This is a genomic window from Aquisalinus luteolus, from assembly GCF_009712425.2.
GTDB lineage: Bacteria > Pseudomonadota > Alphaproteobacteria > Caulobacterales > Parvularculaceae > Aquisalinus > Aquisalinus luteolus.
The window spans coordinates 38,388-57,161 of the sequence record NZ_VCJR02000007.1 but is presented as its reverse complement, the minus strand read 5'-3'; the positions used below and the strand labels follow the sequence as shown (position 1 = coordinate 57,161).

Sequence of the window (18,774 nt, the reverse complement as noted above, 5' to 3'; positions counted from 1 at the left end):
CGCCAGCCGCTGTGTGGTCGGTTAGCTTTGGATGGGGAGTCATGAGGTGGCTGGCCTGCGTGCAGGTATTGTGGCTACCGGGCTAGGCGTTAAAGGGGCTGATGTGAGCAATATTCTGGAAGCTTATCTCCATCACGAGAAGGCTATAAAGAAATATCTGTACAGATTTTTTTCACGATCCCAAGACGTTGAGGACATCGCCCATGAGGCGTTCATAAAGGTCTTTGCAACCGAATTGCGGGGGCCTGTCCTCAACCCGAAAGCGCTTTTGTTTCGTGCTGCGAAGCATTCAGCCCTGAGCGAGCTGGCAAAAAAATCAAATACAACCACTAGCTATATGGAGGAAACGGAGGACAAGGCGGTCTTTTTGGATAGGGATGGCGTCGGCGCTGAAGATATTCATGACTCGCGTCGAAAGCTGGCAACCCTGTCAATGGCCGTTTCACAGCTGCCGCCAGTTTGCCGCAAGGTCTTCATTTTGCGGAAGATCGAAGGCTTGTCCATGAAGGAAGTCGCCGAAAAACTGGGTATTGCGGTGTCTACTGCCGAAAAACATGCCGCCCAAGGCCTGATCAAGTGCAGCAACTATATGCGCGAGCACGGCTATGATCCGCAGGAATTTGGCGAAACAGTAACAAGAGCGCACCATCAAAAAATAACAGGTGCGCCGACAAGGGAGAAGGAGCCATTGCACAATGGCGACTAGAGAGAACATTATCGAGTTTCCCGATAACGCCGTTATCGAGGAGGAGGCTGCAGCCTGGATCATCCGGCTGGACAGCGAAGATGTAACACCTGACATGATTGCCAGCCTGAAAGAGCGGATGCGCAAGAGCCCGCGGTTCGAGGAGGCGTTTACACGACTGGCCACCGTCTGGAGCGATGCAGACCGGCTTGCCGCCTACCGGCTTATCGATCCGCTGGCGGAGGAGCCGCAGGCGGATGCCTCGTGGTCGCGCTTCATGGGCGGCGCCATTGCGGCGTGCCTGCTGCTGCTCGTCGGTGCCATAGTGCTCAGTACAACCCAGTTCTGGGTTGCGACACAGCAACTCACGGCTGAAACTGTCAAAGGCGAACGTCGTGAGGTTGGTCTCGTCGATGGGTCCGTTGTGGTATTGAACACCGACACTGAAGTCCATATCGATATCGGTCGTCGCTCCAGGACGGTCATCCTGGAATCGGGTGAAGCGCATTTTGCTGTGGCGGAAGATCCCGACAGGCCATTCCGCGTTTTTGCCGCCGGCGGTGTGGTCGAGGCAGTCGGCACCGCCTTTGCCGTCCGTGTGATCGATAAGGAAGTGGACGTGACGGTTGAGGAAGGGATTGTGGAAGTCTTTCGGCGAACGGGAAACAATTCGCAGGCACAGCTCCAGCGGGAAGATCCCGAAAGCTGGAATTCCATTGCGGCGCTTGCCGTCAACGAGCGTGCTGTGTTCGATGACCGGCAGGAACGCAGGGAAAAGCTGGAGACATCAGCACTGGCCCGCAGCCTGATGTGGCGGGACGGGTTCCTGTCTTTCTCGGGTGATCCACTTGCGGACGTGGTTGAAGAGATGAGGCGGTATACGGATGTTGATATCCGTATCGAAGATGAGGCAATCGCTACGCTCCCGATTTCCGGCTCGTTCGAGGCCGGTAACGTCAGTGGAATGTTTGAGTCGCTGGAACGGGCCTTCGGCATTGTCGCTGTCGAGCAGTCGAGTGATATGATCGTTCTTTCGTATAGGGAAGAAAAAGAAAATTTATAAAATAATCGTTTTTATACTGTGGATATTACGTTCTCGTCAGTCTGAACTAACAAGGCCGACGAAAACACAGAGGGGATGATCCGTTAGGCCAATGAGAGTGGGTGCTGTAAGGGTTGCAGTGATGAATGCGGCGATGACTTTCGCCGTGTGCTGCTGTGTGCTTGCAGCAGGTGGTGAAGCTCGGGGTTTTGAGCAGGATCATCAATATCAGTTTCATGTTGATGAAGAGACCTTGGGAGAAGCACTGGCCGAAATATCAAGACAGGCCAGAATTGGATATCTCCACCCATACGAATTGGCTGAAAGCCGGGGTGTAAACCCCGTTGCGGGCTACATGACCATCTCCGAGGCGTTAAACGAATTGCTTCGGGGTACTGAGTTTTCTGCTGACCTTACCGAGAGCGAAGTGATTGTCATTTCGCGCATTGAACGGGAGCCAACAGAGAAAATGGGTAGCAAGAAATTCGTAAAGGCGTTGCTGGCAGGGGTCGCTGGTATATCATCGGCAACAGCATACGCTCAGGACGTCGAAGAGATCGAGGATCGTGACGGCGAAGAGGTGGAGAGCACCGAAACGGAAAGCACACCCGCGCGTGATGATGTAATCATCGTTACAGGGACGAACATCAGGGGGATCGCGCCAGACAGTTCGCCAACCCAGGTGTTCAGCCGGGAAGACATTCAGGAAAGCGGTGCATCAACAATCCAGGACTTCCTGAAAACGATGCCGCAAAACTTCGGTGGCGGTTCCAATGCCGAGGTGATCGGTGGCCTGCCAAACGACTTCAGCGCGAGTTACAACTCAGGGCGTGCAGGGACATACGGCTCAAGTGCCAACCTGCGTGGTCTCGGTTCAGGTAGTACGCTTGTGCTCCTCAACAATCACCGTGTCGCGCCATCTTCAGGGCTTGGCGACTTTGTCGATATTTCCCTTTTCCCTGCCTCTGCCATCGAGCGCGTGGAAGTTCTGACCGATGGTGCATCGTCGATTTATGGTGGCGATGCTGTCGCCGGCGTCATGAACTTCATTCTTCGTGACGATTATGACGGTGCCGAAGCCATGGTGCGATATGGCTCTGTCACGGACGGGGATCTGGACGAGTACAGGGCGAGCCTGACTTATGGTGAGGCTTGGGACGGCGGTAACGCCATCATTGCCTATGAATATTTCAATCGGGGAAACCTGAGTGCGGCAGACCGTTCTTTCTCCTCGGAAGCGTTTCTGCCGAACGATCTTTTCCCGAGTTCGGAGCGTCATTCTGTCGTTGCCGCAGTCACGCAGGACATTTCGCCAAACCTGAGATTCAGGTCGGATGTGCTGTACGGCAAGCGAACAGGCGAACGGGACTGGTCTGGTTCGAACTACTACATCCGTATCCTTCCCGATACATCGACCGTATCTGCGTCAGCGGCTCTCGAGTGGAACTTGTCCGAAAACTGGACGGCCGATTTCATCGGTGCCTACAGCAAAACCAAAGGCGATGTAGTCACGGAAGTGGATTCCAGTTGGCACACCAAACTCGATTCAGATTTATGGACGCTTGATGCCAAGGCCTCCGGTATTCTGGGTACGCTCTGGGGTGTGGATGTGCATGGTGCTTTCGGTGGTCAGTATCGAGAAGAATCCTTCTCTAACATTCGAATAGATACTGACACGGTGCAACGCGAAGCAGATCGCAATGTCTCGGCGGTATTTGGTGAGCTGTACGTTCCACTGATCTCCGAAGAGGATGGCATTGCAGGTGCGCATCGTCTCGATCTGAGCCTCTCCAGCCGATACGAGGACTATAGTGACTTCGGATCGCAGACGACCCCAAAGATCGGTGTGCTGTGGGCTCCCGTTGAACCACTTCGTCTGCGGGCATCCTTCGGCAAGTCGTTTAATCCGCCGCCATTGGGGCGTGTCGGGGCGCTCGACTATACCGCCTTTGTGGCCGGGACTGCGGATATCAACAACGTGTTCGGGTTAACGCCGGCTGATCCTTCGATCGCAGATGTGACGGCCATCTATGTCTCCGGCACGGCCAGAAATCTGGAAGCGGAGGAGTCGCAGACCTTCACGGCTGGGTTCGATTTCGATAAGGACTTCGGTGCCCACCGGTTTTCGCTTGAAGCCACATATCTTGATATCGACTTTGAGAACCGTCTCGGCAACACGCCTGTACCCAACAACAGAAGCGTTTTCGATGCGCCAAATATTGCCTGGGCGGATGATACCGCCTTCCCACCGGGAACAGTCGAGTACATGCCGTCACTGGAGACAATCAACAGTCTTCTTAACAGTGTGCAGAATATCCAGCTGCGTGGTGATGTCGATCCGCTGGATGCCCAGATCATCAGTACTGTCCAGCTGACCAAGAACCTGACAAGAACACTCGTTCAGGGGTTCGATTTCAGTACGAATTATGGTGTTGACACTGATTATGGTGAGTTCTCACTAGGTGTAAGCGGTTCATATATTCTTGAGTATGAGCAGCAGGCTACTCCTACAACGCCTGCCGTCTCGCGGATCGATACTCTGTATAATCCGACACATCTGCGCCTGCGCGGTCGCACAGGCTTTGCCAAGGATGCGTTGAGGACGAACCTGTTTGTTAATTATACCAACAGCTATCGTTTCGACGACTTGCCGGGTGCTCAAAAAGTGGATGCCTGGACCACATACGACCTTTCCGTATCGTATGATCTGGGCAGTCAGTTTGCCGGCGGTAATCTGGGCGATCCACGGGTTCGGTTCTCGGTGCAGAATATCTTCGATAACGATCCGCCCAGCACGACGAATGCGCCGACATTCTCTGTCTACGGTTATGACCCGACAAACGCATCACCGCTTGGCAGGTTTGTATCGGCAGAACTGTCGACAAGCTTCTGACACGACAGTGTTGGGGAAACCATAGAGGGAACTGGTAAGTGACCGAACTATTTCTATTAATCGGTACACTACTGATAGGGGTGGACAGTGCGCTGTCCACCCCCGACACCACCCGGTTTACTATAGATGATTATGATCGGCTCCATACCTTCGAAGAACTTGCATTGTCACCAGATGGCGAGTGGATCGCATATGTTCAGCGGGGCGGGGCAGCAGACCTCGGACGTACCGTCATCGTTCAAAGGGCGCTGCCTGACCAAGAGCCGCTGGATATGGATATTCCGGATGACGCCCGCGGACTTGCCTGGGGCAATGATGGGACCAGCCTGACATATATGTCCGCCAGCAATGGCGAGAGGCAGGTTTATGCCACTGAAATATTTTCAGGAGAAACCAGACAGCTGACTAAATCGGCAGATCCCGTTTCGGCTTATGCCTTGTCAGGGAGTGGCGGCTTCGCGTGGACGTCAGTACAGGCGCAGCCTGCCGGACCACGTGAACCATCCCTGTTTGAACAATTTCACAAAGGCAATGAGCCCATCATTGTGGACCATTCCTCCCTGCGACAATTTCACTTCGTCAATCCACACTTTGCCGAGGGACGCTCATCCTCAAGGCGGAGTCTTCACATCGGGCGTTCGGGAGGAGACGACATCACCGTCGATATTCCGGGCGATGCAGTAGACTTTCACTGGTCACCTGACGGGACAAGGCTTTCGGTAGCCTATCTGGGCGATGACATACCAGACAGCCCGTTTGCCCCGCTTTATACGAGCATCGGTGTTTTCGATTTGCAGACGAATGAATTTTGGACACTCCTCAAGGCACGCCCATTCGATACGAGTGATGACGCAGTCTATTACAACGGCGGTGAATGGACAGCCGGTGGTGATCAGTTGATCATTCGCCGAGTCTTGCAGTCCAGTCTCTGGCGGGACAGGCGCCATATTCGGTACGTCGATGTCAATGATCGATCTACAGGTGAATCGGAAACGTGGTATGATTATGATATCTATCCTCCGGGTCGGGAGGTTTCGCTGCTCGGCGATGGGCGAGCCGTTACCGAGGGAATGTATCTTGGCCAACAAAGTGTCTTCCAGCCAGGCACGTTAGGCGCCCGCCCGGTTGATGTTCTGGGAGAATTTTCGGGGGATAGCTATCTCGCCTCATTCGATGAAAGCGGCGAAACCATCGCTTTTGTTTACGAACAGCATGGTGCCCCGCCGGAAATTTTCCTTTTGCAGGACGGGCAGCTCGTCCAGTTGTCCCGTGCGAATGACACAATCGCCGGGAAAGAGTTGCCGGTTGCCGAGGAGGTTAGCTGGACAGGGGCGGATGGCGATGCGCTGCAGGGCTGGCTGTTATTACCACCTGACGCTTCTGCGTCACAGGTACCATTACCGCTCCTGACGTTTCTCCATGGCGGCCCGGCGATGCCGATGACCTCCAGATTTGCGCAATATTATACTCAATATGGTGGCATCTGGCCGTATCCCCTTGAACTCCTGGCTCTCGAGGGCGTGGCAGTCTTCATCCCGAATTATCGTGGTACACAGAGCTTTGGAAATGATTTTGCCAATCCCCGTGCGTCAGATGACGAGGCACTGGAAGATGTTCTGAACGGCATTGAGAGCCTGGTGGCGCGGGGGACCGCAGACCCGGAGCGGCTGGGCCTTTCGGGGCACAGCCATGGCGCCTGGCTTGGTTCCCTGATCGTGACAAGAGAAAAAGACCGGTTTGTCGCTGCGTCTTTCGCTGAAGGTCCGCAGAATAATATGCTGACATATCTGTATAGCCCGACATACCTCTATGAACGAGGTTATCATGAATTGTGGGGTGGCGGACTTTGGGAGCGGCCGGAGCGTTATCTGGAAACTTCGCCGGAATTCCATTTCGATGGTGTTGAAACAGCCATCTTGTTTGAGGCTGGCGCTTATTCCCAGGCGATAACCATGATGGGTGGCCCGAAGGCAGCAACGCAGGCGGGTGTCGCGACCGAGTTTGTCATATACCCGCAAAGCGGACACAATCTGCGCGACCCTGAATTAAAGCGCGCGTCTGCCATACTTAATCTTGAGTGGTTCCTGTTCTGGCTGAAAGGTCAGGAACAGCCTGATTCCACAGATGAAGAACAATATGACAGATGGAACGAACTGCGTTCTTCCCGGTAAGCCGCGCGCGACGTACTTGAGCTGAAGGCTCAAGCACCTATTCAGCACGGTACAGAACCGCTCTGCCGTTGCGCTGAACCCGTTGGTGAAAAAGTCTGGTGGTATATCGCTTGACAGGTAGTGCGTACCGCCTGGGCTGGTAAGATATCATCTTAAAAACAACAAGACGGGTAGGTGCGCGGGCGCGCGAACATTTTGCGGGTCGACCCCTGAAAAAAAGATCCGTAAACGGACTCGGTACACAAATTGACATTCGGATCTACGACAATCTGGGCTAATCCGACAGGTCTTTGCTGTGACCTGCTGCCGGGTTATTCTTGTTCATGCTGCTATGCAGATGGCAGTACAAAATAGTCCAAAGGGAGCATTCATGCCCAAAATCCTGATGATCTTTGCCGCCCTTTTTTTCATGACCGTGTCGCCACAAGCCGCTGACAGGGCAGGCGGCACCTCAATGCCGCAGTTCAGATATGACGATGGCAGGGCGGCTTTGTTCGTCGATGGCCAACCTTTCCTGATGCTTTGCGCACAGACCAACAATTCCAGCAACTATCCTGCGGCACTCGATAGTGTCTGGGAGATGGTTGATCGGCTAGGTGCCAATACACTGCAAATTCCGGTCGCCTGGGAGCAGGTCGAACCCGTCGAGGGGCAGTATGATTTCTCCTTCGTGGACATGCTGGTTGAACAGGCGCGGGAGCGCGGCGTCCGTTTCGTGCCGCTGTGGTTCGGCGCGTTCAAGAATACCTCGCCCAGCTATAGTCCCGCATGGGTGAAGCTGGACAATGAGCGGTTCCCCCGCATGGTTCGTCCGGACGGTGACAATCATTATGCCCTGTCGCCTCATACACCGGAATTGCTGGAGGTCGAGAAGAAGGCATTCATCGCCTTCATGCAGCATTTGAAGAAGGTGGATCCGCAGCACACCGTCATCATGGTGCAGGTCGAAAACGAAGTCGGTGTTTACGGCCTGGTGCGGGACCATTCCACCTATGCGACCTCGTTGTTCGAACGGGACATACCCGCCAGCCTGGCAGAGGCCATGAATGTGGAGGAGGGGAGCTGGCAGAGGGCCTTCGGAGAAGATGCCGATGAGTATTTCACGGCCTATGGTTTTGCGCGGTATACCGGCGAGCTCGCAGAGGCGGGACGTGCCGTATACGACCTGCCGATGTATACGAACGCGGCACTACGCCATCCTACTGCACCGGCAAAGCCCGGCCAGTATGCGACAGGCGGGCCGACATTCAACGTGCTGGATATCTGGAAAGCGGGAGCGCCCGCGATCGATATGCTGAGCCCCGATATCTATCTTCCGGGGTCTGAGGACTATTCTAATGTGCTTGACCAGTACCAGCGGACCGACAATGCCCTGTTCGTTTCCGAAACCGGCGCGAATTCCTCCTATCCGAGATATTTCTTTGAGGTGATCGGGCGCGGCGCGGTCGGTTTCTCGCCATTCGGTATCGATGACGATGCCTACAAGGGTATCCCGCGCGATGTTCCCGGCTATGAGCATGATGCCATTGAGGAGTTTGCAAAAAACTACCGGCTTCTCGGCGATGCGGCTGGTGAGTGGGCGCGGCTTGGATATGAAAATGGTATCTGGGGTGCTGGTCGCCCGGATGACAATAGCGACCGCTTGCTCGATCTCGGGCAATGGCAAGGGGAAATCAGCTTCGATGAATGGCCATTCGGGTACCGGGCCTGGTCAGCACCCGATGCAGAAGGGCTGAAGGACCCTGACGATTTTCCCAATGCCGGCGTCATCGTGGCGAAGATGGACGATGATCGCTATCTGGTGACCGGGCGCAATGCGCGGATTGAATTCACCGCAGACGAGGATGACCAGCCGGGCCGAAAGGCGATCATCGTTTCTGCGGATGAAGTGATGTACGAGAATGGTGCATGGGTGTTCCAGCGTCGCTGGAATGGTGATCAGACGGATTACGGCCTGAACTTTACCGACCTCCAGAAAATCTTCATTGTGACGCTTGGCAGTTATGAAGCGCGCAATGAGTCACGCTCCCTGCCGAAATCCTATTAGGTTTCGGGCGTTCGCAACTAGAGAGACTGGCCCAGGGCATTCTCGAAGGCTTCGCGATAGCTGCGCGTCAGGGTGAGGTATGTGCCGTCCTTTAGCACGACATCGAACTCCCCGTGCGAGCGCTTCTCAAGGTGCTTGATGGATTTCACGTTAACGATGCTGGATCGATGTATGCGGACGAACTGGAACGGGTCGAGGCGTTCAAGGATTGTGCCGATGCCGACGCGATAGAGATATTCCTTGCCCTGGGAGTGGATGTTCACATAGACGCCGGCCGCTTCGATCCAGTCGATGTCCTCTGCCATGATGAACCTGGTAACGCCGCCCGTCTTGATGACCAGCCAGTTCCATAACTCGCCGGGTCTCTGGCGCCTTGCGATAAGCTCCAGCACCTCGCTGTCCTGCCCCTGGTGAAGGGACTGGGGCGATTTTTCAGCCAACCGGTCCAGAGCCTTGTCCATGGCTGTTTCGAACCGGCTGTCGCTGAATGGTTTTAGCAGGTAGTCGAGCGCACTGGCATCAAACGCCTTCAGCGCAAACTTGTCATATGCCGTGACGAAAATCGTCAGCGGCATATGTTCGGGACCGATGGTATCGATGACGTCAAATCCACCGACGCCGGGCATCTGCACATCAAGGAAAACGATGTCGGGAGGATTGGTCTCAATCTGCGATACCGCCTCCACGCCGTTTTTCGCCTCGACGATCTCGGATATCGCGTCGTGCTGCTCCAGCAGATTGCCAAGTCGCTTTCTGGCGGGCTTTTCGTCATCGACAACAAGCACGCGGTATTTTTCATTCCGCGACATGACGCGACTCATCTTCCACCTTTTCCTGATGCGGAATATTGATGACGACTATTGTGCCACCGTCAGGCCGGTTACTCATCGAGAACATCTGTTCGGCGGGCAGGTTATAGAAGCCGGCGAGGCGCTCGCGGCTGAGCCTGATGCCAAGGCCGGTCTGCTTTTCCATACGCCACCCCGGGTGCAGGCCCACGCCATCGTCGAGAATACTGATCTGTATGCCATCAGGGGTCGTGTGTGCTGTGATGGTGATTGCCCCGCCGGACAAGCGTTTTTCGATACCGTGTCGTATGGCATTTTCGACAAGTGGCTGGAGCAGCATGCAGGGCACCACGGCAGAAAGCGTGTCAGGATCTACATCGATACTGATGTCGATCCTGTCGCCAAAACGAATGCGTTGTATTGCCAGATAATGGTCCAGGAGGGCCAATTCCTGCGCCAGGGTGATCCGGGTGCTGTCCTTGAACGCCAGCGAATGACGCAACAGCTCGGCCAGGTTGCTGACCATGTTCCGGGCAACGACCGGACTGTTGCCTATCTCTGACGAAACAGCATTCAGGGCGTTAAAAAGAAAATGTGGCTCGAGTTGCAGGCGCAATGTGTTCAGGTGTGATTCAAGCAGCCGTCTCTCCATCCTCTCCAGTTCGAACCGGCTGGTGACGAAATTCCTGTAATATCTGACGGCGAGGATGATGCCGACGATGGCGCAATAGGTGAACCATCCGCCTACGAAGAAGTGCACGGTGAACTCGGGATCGCGCAAGGGGTTCCAGATAACGGCTTCGATCGGATACAGCATGATGCCGGAGACAACGACCTCCGCAAGGCAGATCGGGACGCTCAGCAATGCAAATGTCAGGATGTATCGATAGCCCTCTATGCCCTTTCGGCTGAGATAGATATCGATATAGAGAAGGAGGGGGGTGAATAGTGCCCAGGACCACGCTTCAAGAACCTTAGCCGGGACGATGACCCAGAGCGGTTCCAGCATGGCGTTGGGTAGAGCCACGAGAACGCCGATCACGGTCCAGATCAGGAATACGCGCCAGGCAAGGCCTGCCCGGGTCAGTTCATGGCTGGCAAAGGGAAGCACCGGAGAGCCATCAGCTTCATAGGGGCTTGAGTTCAACCAAAGCCACCAGCCTGGCCGGTATTTCCGACGGTCATTCTTGTCAGCGATCTTGTCGATGCCTGCTTGTGCCATCTGCTTGTCCTCAGGGGCTGTATTTCGGGGAACTATAAGACCCCCGTTCGCTGGCTGTCACGGTTAATGGCATTCCAAAGAGACAGGGGTGTCTTTCCATAGGTCAGAAAGACACCCCTTCAACTCAAGGCGTATTACCAGCGCCTTCCATGATGGCGTCTAGTGCCCGGTCATCGAAGACAGTGTTGTTGTCACGGTCGAACAGGCCCGAGCCAAAATTGCCGAGGCCGCCGGCATCCCAATAGAACGGGGTCATGTCCATGCTGACGGCTTCACGGGTGACATATTCCAGATACCAGTCACGCGAGGCGAGGTGGAGATCGAGGTCATCGCCTGTCAGGTTGGTGCGGCGCATGGCGGCATACTCGCCGATGATGACGGGAATGCCAGCCGTGACGAACCGGTCGTGCATTGACTGGAACAGCGCCGTAACCTGTTCTTCTTCACCCCAGGTCGCGTTCCTGTCGGGGTTGGTCGTGGAGTTGAAATTCTCACCCCAGAAATAGAACATGTCGCCCCAGCTCGCGTCTTCGGTCATGAGTGTAAACTGGAAGGGGGTGTAGAAATGAATCTCCATAACCAGCTTGTTGACGGCCTGGTCCACTGGCATCTGGTTCCACAGATCGTCGGTCAGTTCGATGTCCGTACGCGGCCCCTGAACGATCAGGACTCGATAGGCATTGCGCCCGCCGGTATCGCGGACAGCATCGATGAAGACCTGATGGTAATTTGCCAGAACAGCCATCTGCGCTGCGTCATCGACATTGGGTTCATTGGCGCTGGCAAAGATCAGCCTTTCGTCATAGTCGCGGAAGCGGGTTGCGATCTGTTGCCAGAAAGCCCGCTGCTTGTCGGCGACGTCATCCTCGGCCTGCGCCGTGACGTTCTCTTCAAGCCAGCCGCCATCCCAGTGAATGTTCAGGACGACGTGCAGGTCTTCGGCGAGGGCAAAGCCCACGACCTCCTCGACGCGATCCATCCAGGCTGACTGGATTTCAGCCGTGTCCTGATTGGCATACTGATCCCACGAGACAGGCAGTCGGACGGCGTCGAAACCGTTTGCCTTGACGAGGGCGAATAGCGCCTGTGTCGTTTCCGGGTTGCCCCATGCCGTTTCGCCACCAATCGCCTCCAGAGTATTGCCGAGGTTCCAGCCGACCGCGATGGAATCCATGATCTCGCTGGCGGTACTGGACATGCCATTCGGGTCCGGGGCGATCGGGTTGGGATTGTAGTCCGGAAAGCCCGAACTTGCCGGAGGAGGGGGCGGCGGCGGAGGCGGCGCAACACCTGTGCCGCCACCCCCGCCACCACCACCGCCGCCGCCTGAGCAACCGGTCAGAACGGCGGCAATTGCAATAGTAAGTACCCAACGTAAGAACATCTATTTCCTCCTGATGTTTATTTTTCTGCCTGGCAATTCGCCAGGATGTAATCCGCATGCGACGGCAAGGACTGTGCTGCCTGATCGATTATCGTCTGAAGCTGCTGCATGAAGCGGTCTGTTGCCTCTGGCGGGAGCATGGCAGTTACCGGATCTACGGAATGGGGAATAATATTCTGCCCCAGCAGAACCGCAATCCAGCTCTCCTCGGTGAAGAGTGAATTGCCAGCAGGGAATATCCGCCCCTTGCCGCGCCACAGCTCTATCTTCGCGGCAAGGCTGTCCGGTATTTCCATGGTCTGGCAATACTTCCAGAAGTCGGTGTTGGAGCGCTCTGTTGCCCTGTAGTGCAGGATGATGAAGTCGCGAATATGTTCATATTCCTCGATCAGCCAGCGGTTATATTCCCTGATCTCCACAGGATCGAACCCGGCATCAGGGAACAGGGCCATGAGCCTGAAGATGCCGGACTGAATAAGGTGTATGCTCGTCGATTCAAGAGGTTCGATAAACCCGCCTGACAGGCCGATGGCGAGGCAGTTCTTCTCCCACAGTTTCTCGCGTCGCCCGGCAACGAAGCGCAATAGCCGTGGCTCGCCGATGGCCTGTCCCTCCATGCCGTCCGCCAACTTGCGCAGGGCCGTGTCTTCATCACCGTGTGCTGAGGAAAAGACGTGGCCATTGCCCGTACGATGCTGAAGGGGGATATTCCAGCGCCAGCCGCTGTCTTCGGCCATCGCTCGTGTGTAGGGGCGAGGACGCCCTGAGGGTGCGCTGGGAACGGCAAAGGCCCTGTCGCAGGGCAGCCAGTGCTGCCAGCTGATATAGGGGACGCCCAGTGTCTCCCCCAACAACAGAGAGCGGAAGCCGCTGCAATCGACGAAAAAATCACCGTCGACCAGGCTGCCGTCTTCCAGTTTTACGGCGGTGATATTGCCGCTGTCCGGGGCCTGTTCGACACTGATTATCTTGCCCTCGATGCGTTTCACGCCGCGGTCCTCGGCATAGTCGCGCAGATATTGTGCATAGCGGCCTGCGTCGATGTGATAGGCATAATTCAGGGCCGAGAGGATTGCGTCCGGATTGGCGACCGGGCGGGAGAAACGGCCGTTTCGCGCCGCCGCGATGGATATGGAATAATCATCGATCGGCCCGGGGTCTGCCTGGCCGCCGCGATGCTTCTGTTTCAGCCAGATCTGGTGAAAATCGATGCCGTGGGTCTTGCGGCCATATTTCCCGAAAGGGTGTATATACCGCTCGCCGACATTGCCCCAATTGGAAAATTCTATCCCCAGTTTGAACGTACCCTGTACGGCGCGTAGAAACTCGTTTTCGTTGATGCCGAGCGCAAGGTTGAAATCGCGCAGTGAGGGAATGGTCGCCTCGCCGACACCGACAGTGCCGATCTGGTCGGACTCGATCAGCTGAACGGATATACCGGCGGCGACCATGCGGGATATGGCTGCAGCCGTCATCCATCCGGCCGTACCGCCGCCGACAATGACAATGCTGGAAAGTGGGGCAGCGGCCTGTTGCGTCGTCATGCGTGCCCCCCGAACGAGTGGTCACGGGCGTAGCTGACCAGTTCCCGGTTCGACGGCAGCTGGTTGATGGCATAGGCCGCCTGACTGTCGATCTTGGCGAAGGCAGCGCGGGCATCTTCATGATAGCGATAGAAACCCGCCTTGTGCGACAGGTCGGTTTTCCATCCCATGCCGTACAGGACATATTGCCAGCTCGACTGGGTGAAGATGTCGATATTGGTGTCGAAATCCATCTCGTTCGGCGGGCGATACCGCCAGCGGTCGAGCAATTCATGGAGGCTGTCAGGCGTTGCATCCGGATTGGCGTTATCGATCCAGAACTGGCTGTCGCGCCGCTTACTGAGGAAATAGTGCATCTTGATAAAGTCGCGCGCCCGTTCATAGCGCTGCAACATGATGCGATTGAATTGTCGTGCCGAGGTCTCGAGGTCGCCTGCCCAGGGGTAGAGATTGGCGACAAGGGTGGCCGCGATCTCTGAAAAGACGATGCCCGTTGCTTCCAGTGGTTCGAAAAAGCCGCTCGACAGGCCGATGGCAACGCAGTTCTTTTGCCAGTTCACTTTGCGGTAGCCTGCCTTGAAGCTGAAATGGCGTGCGTCCATCTCCTTGCCTGCGGCCCCGGCATAGTGGCGCAGGGCCTGTTCGGCTGTATCTGCGTCAGTGTGCGCCGATGAATAGACGTGGCCGAGGCCGCGGCGCGTCTCCAGTCCTATGTCCCAGATCCAGCCTGCTTCCTGCGCCGTTGACAGGGTATAGGGCTTGATCGGTGCATCCGGTGTTTCGTAGGGGGCCTGCAATGCCACGGCCCGGTCGCAGAAAAGCGTGTCCTGGCAAGAGTTCCACGGAACGTCCATGGCACGACCGATCAATGCCGCGCGGAAGCCGGTGCAGTCTATGTACAGGCTGGCCGTCAGTCGGCCATGCTCAGCGCTGTCGACGCCGGCAATCGATCCGTCCTCGGCCAGCTCGACATTCGTGATCGTGCCGGTCAGATGCTTGACGCCATTCCTGATGCCCTGATCGCGCAGCATGACGGCGAGCGTGGCTGCATCGAAATGGAATGCATAATTCAGCGGCCCGGCAAAGTCCGGGTGTGAGGGCAGTTTCGGGGCGCGCGAAGCATCGGCGGCGCGCTTTTGTGGTGTATTGATGTCAGCCCACGGCGTATTGCTGGCGACACCCAGCAGCCAATAGGGAAGCAGCTCAGGTCCGCCCTGGTCGCCTGTTTCCTGAAAGCCGTGGAAGTAGTGATCGGGGCCCTGTGTGCCCGGCGTGTTCTGCCAGTCGGCGAACATGGCACCATGCTTGAACGCCGCGCCGCATTGACGGATCATTTCGGCCTCATCGATACCGATGCGCGAAAGCGTGTTGCGGATGGTGGGGAAGGTGCCTTCACCAACGCCCAATATGCCGATGTCTGATGATTCAATAAGGGTGACGGATATGCCGCCGGGACGGTCTGCGCCCAGCATGCGGGCAAGGTAACCTGCCGTCAGCCAGCCTGCGGTTCCGCCCCCGACGATAAGTATATGGTGTTCTTCGTTCATACCCGGCACTGGTTAAAAGGCGCGGGCGACCAATTGGTTACCCGCGCCTTTCTTACACTCTTACAGACTAGAATGACAGGTTGACACCTGCATTCACCCGCCGGTCGCTCTGGAACCAGCTGCGGGTATAGAGCTTGCCATCAGGATAGCCGCCCATCAGCGTTTCCTCTGTCGAGTTCGTCAGGTTGGTGCCTTGCAGGAACAACGAGACGTTATCATTGACCCGGTACTGAACACCGGCGTCGAGCGTGCCATAGGCGTCGCCATAGACCGGCAGGGCCGTGGCGATGGACGTGCTGACACCCGGTTCGGAGAAATAGGTGTAGGTCACGTTCGTGCCGTTGGCATTGGTCGACTGCAGGTATTTCGAGCGCCAGCTATAGGCGATCCGTGCCGAGAACGGTTCACGTTCGTAAAGCAGGGTAGCGTTATAGTTATGCTCTGAGAGCCCCTGAAGCGGAGCATCGTTGCGGGTCACGCCATCGATGTCGCGATACAGGTCGCCCGGGTTCTCGCTGTCGATGTAGGTGTAGTTCGCCTCGACACCGAAACCACTCCACAGACCCGGGGCATTGTCGAAGAAGATACGACCCCCGACCTCGACACCGCGGACCTTGGCATTCTCTTCGGCATTGCGCACATCGGTCGCGGTCGCGAAGGCTTCCTCGGACGTGCCATCGTCGAAGTAGACAGTGACCGGTTGCTGGGTCGCTGAGTAGATCGGCAGGTTTTCGAGGTCCTTGTAGAACGCGGCGAGGTGGAATGTCGTACCCGCACGCGGATACCATTCGGCCGAGAAGTCGAAGTTGTTGGACGTCGTCGGCTCAAGCCTCGGATTGCCCGATGTCGTGGTGTAGTTGGTGAACACGCCCGGCAGGTTGTTGCTCGGTGTGCTGTTCGGGTTCGTCGTCGTCGCAACCCCGAGATCGCCAGAGGCGCGCAGTGCGTTGAAGGATGCATTATCCATGGTGATGTTATAGGCACCGCGGAAAACGATCTCTTCCGTCGGCCAATAGCTGACATTCACCGATGGCAGGTACTTCGTGAACTTCGCTCCATCGACCCGATTTTCCGAACGGTCAGCCAGGGTATAGGTCTGGCCATCGCGTACAAACGTTGTCGAGAACTGCTGGAAGAAGCCCTCACTGGTGTTTTCAACCTCGACGACACGCAGGCCGGCATTGCCTTCGATTTCTGCGCCATTGTCCAGGTTGTGACCGAAGCGGACGAGGCCGTAGCCGGCAACCTGTTTGGTGGAGTAGTCAGTGCGGTCCTGTGGCAGGACGAAGCCGGGCTGGCGATAGTCAGCGCCGCCATAGCCGGTCGACGGAGCGGGGCCGGATGGTGAGCAGTTGAACCAGAGATCGCTGGCAAACGGCGCACCGCAGAAATTGTCCGGCGGGGAGGAGTGCAGCACGTCACGGTAGGATGGATCGGATGCAAAGCGACGGGCGAGATCAAGGCTCGGGAAGAGCAATTCGCCCGGCAGCGTTGCATCACCACGGAAGAAGTCTTCGAACAGGTGCTGGCTGACATCTCCAGGGGCGGCGTTTGCAAAGGTCATTTGCGGATCGCCGTTCCAGCCACGGCCAAGGGCCGACCATGCATAACCATTATTGAAGTCGCGTTCGGAGCGGTCAGACCAGCGCGCGCCGAACTTGGCAGAGCGGAAGAAACCATCGCCGATCAGGACGCTGGCGTCGATGTTGAAGGCATCGAGCGTACCACGGTTGTTTTCGCCATGCGGCATGGAAGCCGACCAGACATAGTTTGCCGGATCGTCCAGGCTTTCCTGGAAGTTGGCGGGCAGGGAAACCTGCGGCAGGTCACCGGTCAGGTCCAGGCCGAAGCTGGTCGGGAACTGGACATCGCGGAAGATCGAGACGCTGTCTGCATCAGCGGTGGAGACGATACGCTGATAGGCACCCTGGACCTGCCAGCGGGAATTCGCCGGGCTCCAGTCGAAGGCGAGCGACATATCCTGTGTCTTGGAGTCGCTGAGGGCGACACCCATATTGCCGCCACTGGTGATCGTTGCACCGCTGGGGGCGAAGGTCGCCGTGTCGCGCTGGAAGACGGCGTCCGACTGAAGCAGGCCGCCCTGGTCGTCGAACGTGCTCGTCGACGGATCGACAGCAAGCGTCTGCGATGTCACGAACGAACCATACTCATGGGATTCATTCTGATACCGGGACTGGAAGAAGATACCGGTGAAGAGCAATTCATCATTTGGCGCCCACTGACCGGCAGCATAGATGCCTTCGCGTTTGCGCTGGAAGTCCTGCTCGCCATAGTCATAGCCGCCCGGAATGAAATAGTCGGAGTTATTCAGGCGCGTGCGGTAGTAGGTCTCCATACGGAAAAAGTCGGAGTTCGACGAGAACTGGCTGTAGGCACCGTCAATCAGGAAGCCGATATCACCGATATCGGTGTCCCACTTGCCGGAAATGAGGCCGGAGGCCGAATAATCGGTTTCCTTGGCGAGGTCGCCATAGCTCAATTCGCCCGAGCCAGCGAAGTTCATGCCGTAATCATAGTCGAAAGGCAATTTGGTGCGCAGGTCTACCGTGCCGCCTGTACCACCCTCGATCATGTCAGCAGAGGTCGATTTGTAGACATCAACCGCGGACATCAGCTCTGGCGTGACGTCACCCCAGAGCAGGGAGCGGCCGGAATTGGCGCTGAAGATTTCCCGGCCGTTCAGGCGGGAGGCAACACCGGAAAGGCCGCGCACCTGGATGCCGGAACCTTCGACGGAGAAGTGGTCCGGGTCGCCAAGGGCGGCGAAACGCACGATGGATACGCCCGATACACGCTGCAGGACTTCGGTGATGGAGTTGTCCGGAAGTTTGCCCGCATCGTCCGCCACAACGGCGTCGAGGATGGCACCGGCGTTTTTCTTGCGCTCGTCCGCGCTCTGAAGCGCCTGGCGGCGCCCGGTGATGACAATCGTGTCGCCATCGTCTTCGGATTCTTCCTGTGCCGAAGCATTACTCTCATCGGCTTGTGCCCAGGCGACGGACGGCAGCATGGTGCCGGCCATGGACAAGGCTATTACGCTTGCTCCGAGGAGCATTTCGTTGATCTTCATCTCTGTTCCTTCCCCTCACTCCCGCTACGCGGAAATGTTTTTGAGTTTATCTTTTGGGTCACAAGGATCGTGACTTCTGGACGGATGGGTACGGAAAAGGCGATGGAGTAAACAAAGGACCTCCCCGCCTTTGCCTCCGATGGGCAGGCTGTTGAGCTGGAGGACGTTTGCCCAACGCCATACCCCCGGGAAGCATATTCGCAACCATCAGTCCGGTCCTGTCAGACGACAAGCACACAAAAAGCCGGATCCCTGCTGATTAATCCCATAACATGCTCGTGAACCTGCCCCGGGCTTTTGTTGCGAGACGGATCGTCAGTTTCATGAAATCGGTGTCTTGGGGAATGAAATGGACGCGGT

11 protein-coding genes are annotated in these 18,774 nt (G+C 56.6%); 5 read left to right on the top strand and 6 right to left on the bottom strand.

Annotation, left to right across the window (positions count from 1 at the left end):
- Positions 1-46 precede the first annotated feature (46 nt).
- The 5 genes from FF098_RS17315 (at position 47) to FF098_RS17295 (ending at position 8,838) form a co-directional block, all read left to right on the top strand.
- Complete coding sequence (locus FF098_RS17315) at positions 47-706, top strand: RNA polymerase sigma factor (RefSeq protein WP_166426619.1); 660 nt, start codon at positions 47-49, stop codon at positions 704-706.
- Positions 696-1,748 (top strand): FecR family protein, encoded by a 1,053-nt coding sequence (locus FF098_RS17310; RefSeq protein ID WP_155142945.1) that lies wholly within the window; start codon positions 696-698, stop codon positions 1,746-1,748. The genes FF098_RS17315 and FF098_RS17310 overlap by 11 nt, the downstream gene beginning before the upstream one ends.
- Before the next feature lie 121 nt (positions 1,749-1,869).
- Positions 1,870-4,620, top strand: a complete 2,751-nt coding sequence (locus FF098_RS17305; RefSeq protein ID WP_166426618.1) for a TonB-dependent receptor — start codon at positions 1,870-1,872, stop codon at positions 4,618-4,620.
- Positions 4,621-4,658: 38 nt separating this feature from the next.
- Complete coding sequence (locus FF098_RS17985; protein WP_155142941.1) at positions 4,659-6,791, top strand: alpha/beta hydrolase family protein; 2,133 nt, start codon at positions 4,659-4,661, stop codon at positions 6,789-6,791.
- Between the two features lie 370 nt (positions 6,792-7,161).
- On the top strand, positions 7,162-8,838 hold the full coding sequence (locus tag FF098_RS17295; protein WP_166426617.1) for a DUF5597 domain-containing protein: 1,677 nt from the start codon (positions 7,162-7,164) through the stop codon (positions 8,836-8,838).
- A gap of 17 nt (positions 8,839-8,855) precedes the next feature.
- Here the strand turns inward: FF098_RS17295 and FF098_RS17290 are convergent, their stop codons facing one another.
- The 6 genes from FF098_RS17290 to FF098_RS17265 all read right to left on the bottom strand — a co-directional run bounded on the left by FF098_RS17290 (position 8,856) and on the right by FF098_RS17265 (position 18,414).
- Complete coding sequence (locus FF098_RS17290) at positions 8,856-9,647, bottom strand: LytR/AlgR family response regulator transcription factor (protein ID WP_155142937.1); 792 nt, start codon at positions 9,645-9,647, stop codon at positions 8,856-8,858.
- Positions 9,634-10,848, bottom strand: a complete 1,215-nt coding sequence (locus FF098_RS17285; protein WP_155142935.1) for a sensor histidine kinase — start codon at positions 10,846-10,848, stop codon at positions 9,634-9,636. The genes FF098_RS17290 and FF098_RS17285 overlap by 14 nt, the downstream gene beginning before the upstream one ends.
- Positions 10,849-10,972: 124 nt before the next feature.
- Positions 10,973-12,232, bottom strand: a complete 1,260-nt coding sequence (locus FF098_RS17280; protein ID WP_205967560.1) for a glycoside hydrolase family 5 protein — start codon at positions 12,230-12,232, stop codon at positions 10,973-10,975.
- 17 nt (positions 12,233-12,249) lie between these two features.
- On the bottom strand, positions 12,250-13,776 hold the full coding sequence (locus FF098_RS17275) for a tryptophan halogenase family protein (RefSeq protein WP_155142933.1): 1,527 nt from the start codon (positions 13,774-13,776) through the stop codon (positions 12,250-12,252).
- Positions 13,773-15,323, bottom strand: coding sequence for a tryptophan halogenase family protein (locus FF098_RS17270; protein ID WP_155142931.1), 1,551 nt, complete (start codon positions 15,321-15,323; stop codon positions 13,773-13,775). Before FF098_RS17270 ends, FF098_RS17275 begins: the two co-directional genes overlap by 4 nt.
- Before the next feature lie 67 nt (positions 15,324-15,390).
- Positions 15,391-18,414 carry a TonB-dependent receptor gene (locus FF098_RS17265; protein ID WP_155142929.1) on the bottom strand — a complete coding sequence of 1,008 codons (3,024 nt, stop codon included), beginning with the start codon at positions 18,412-18,414 and terminating at the stop codon, positions 15,391-15,393.
- Positions 18,415-18,774 lie beyond the last annotated feature (360 nt).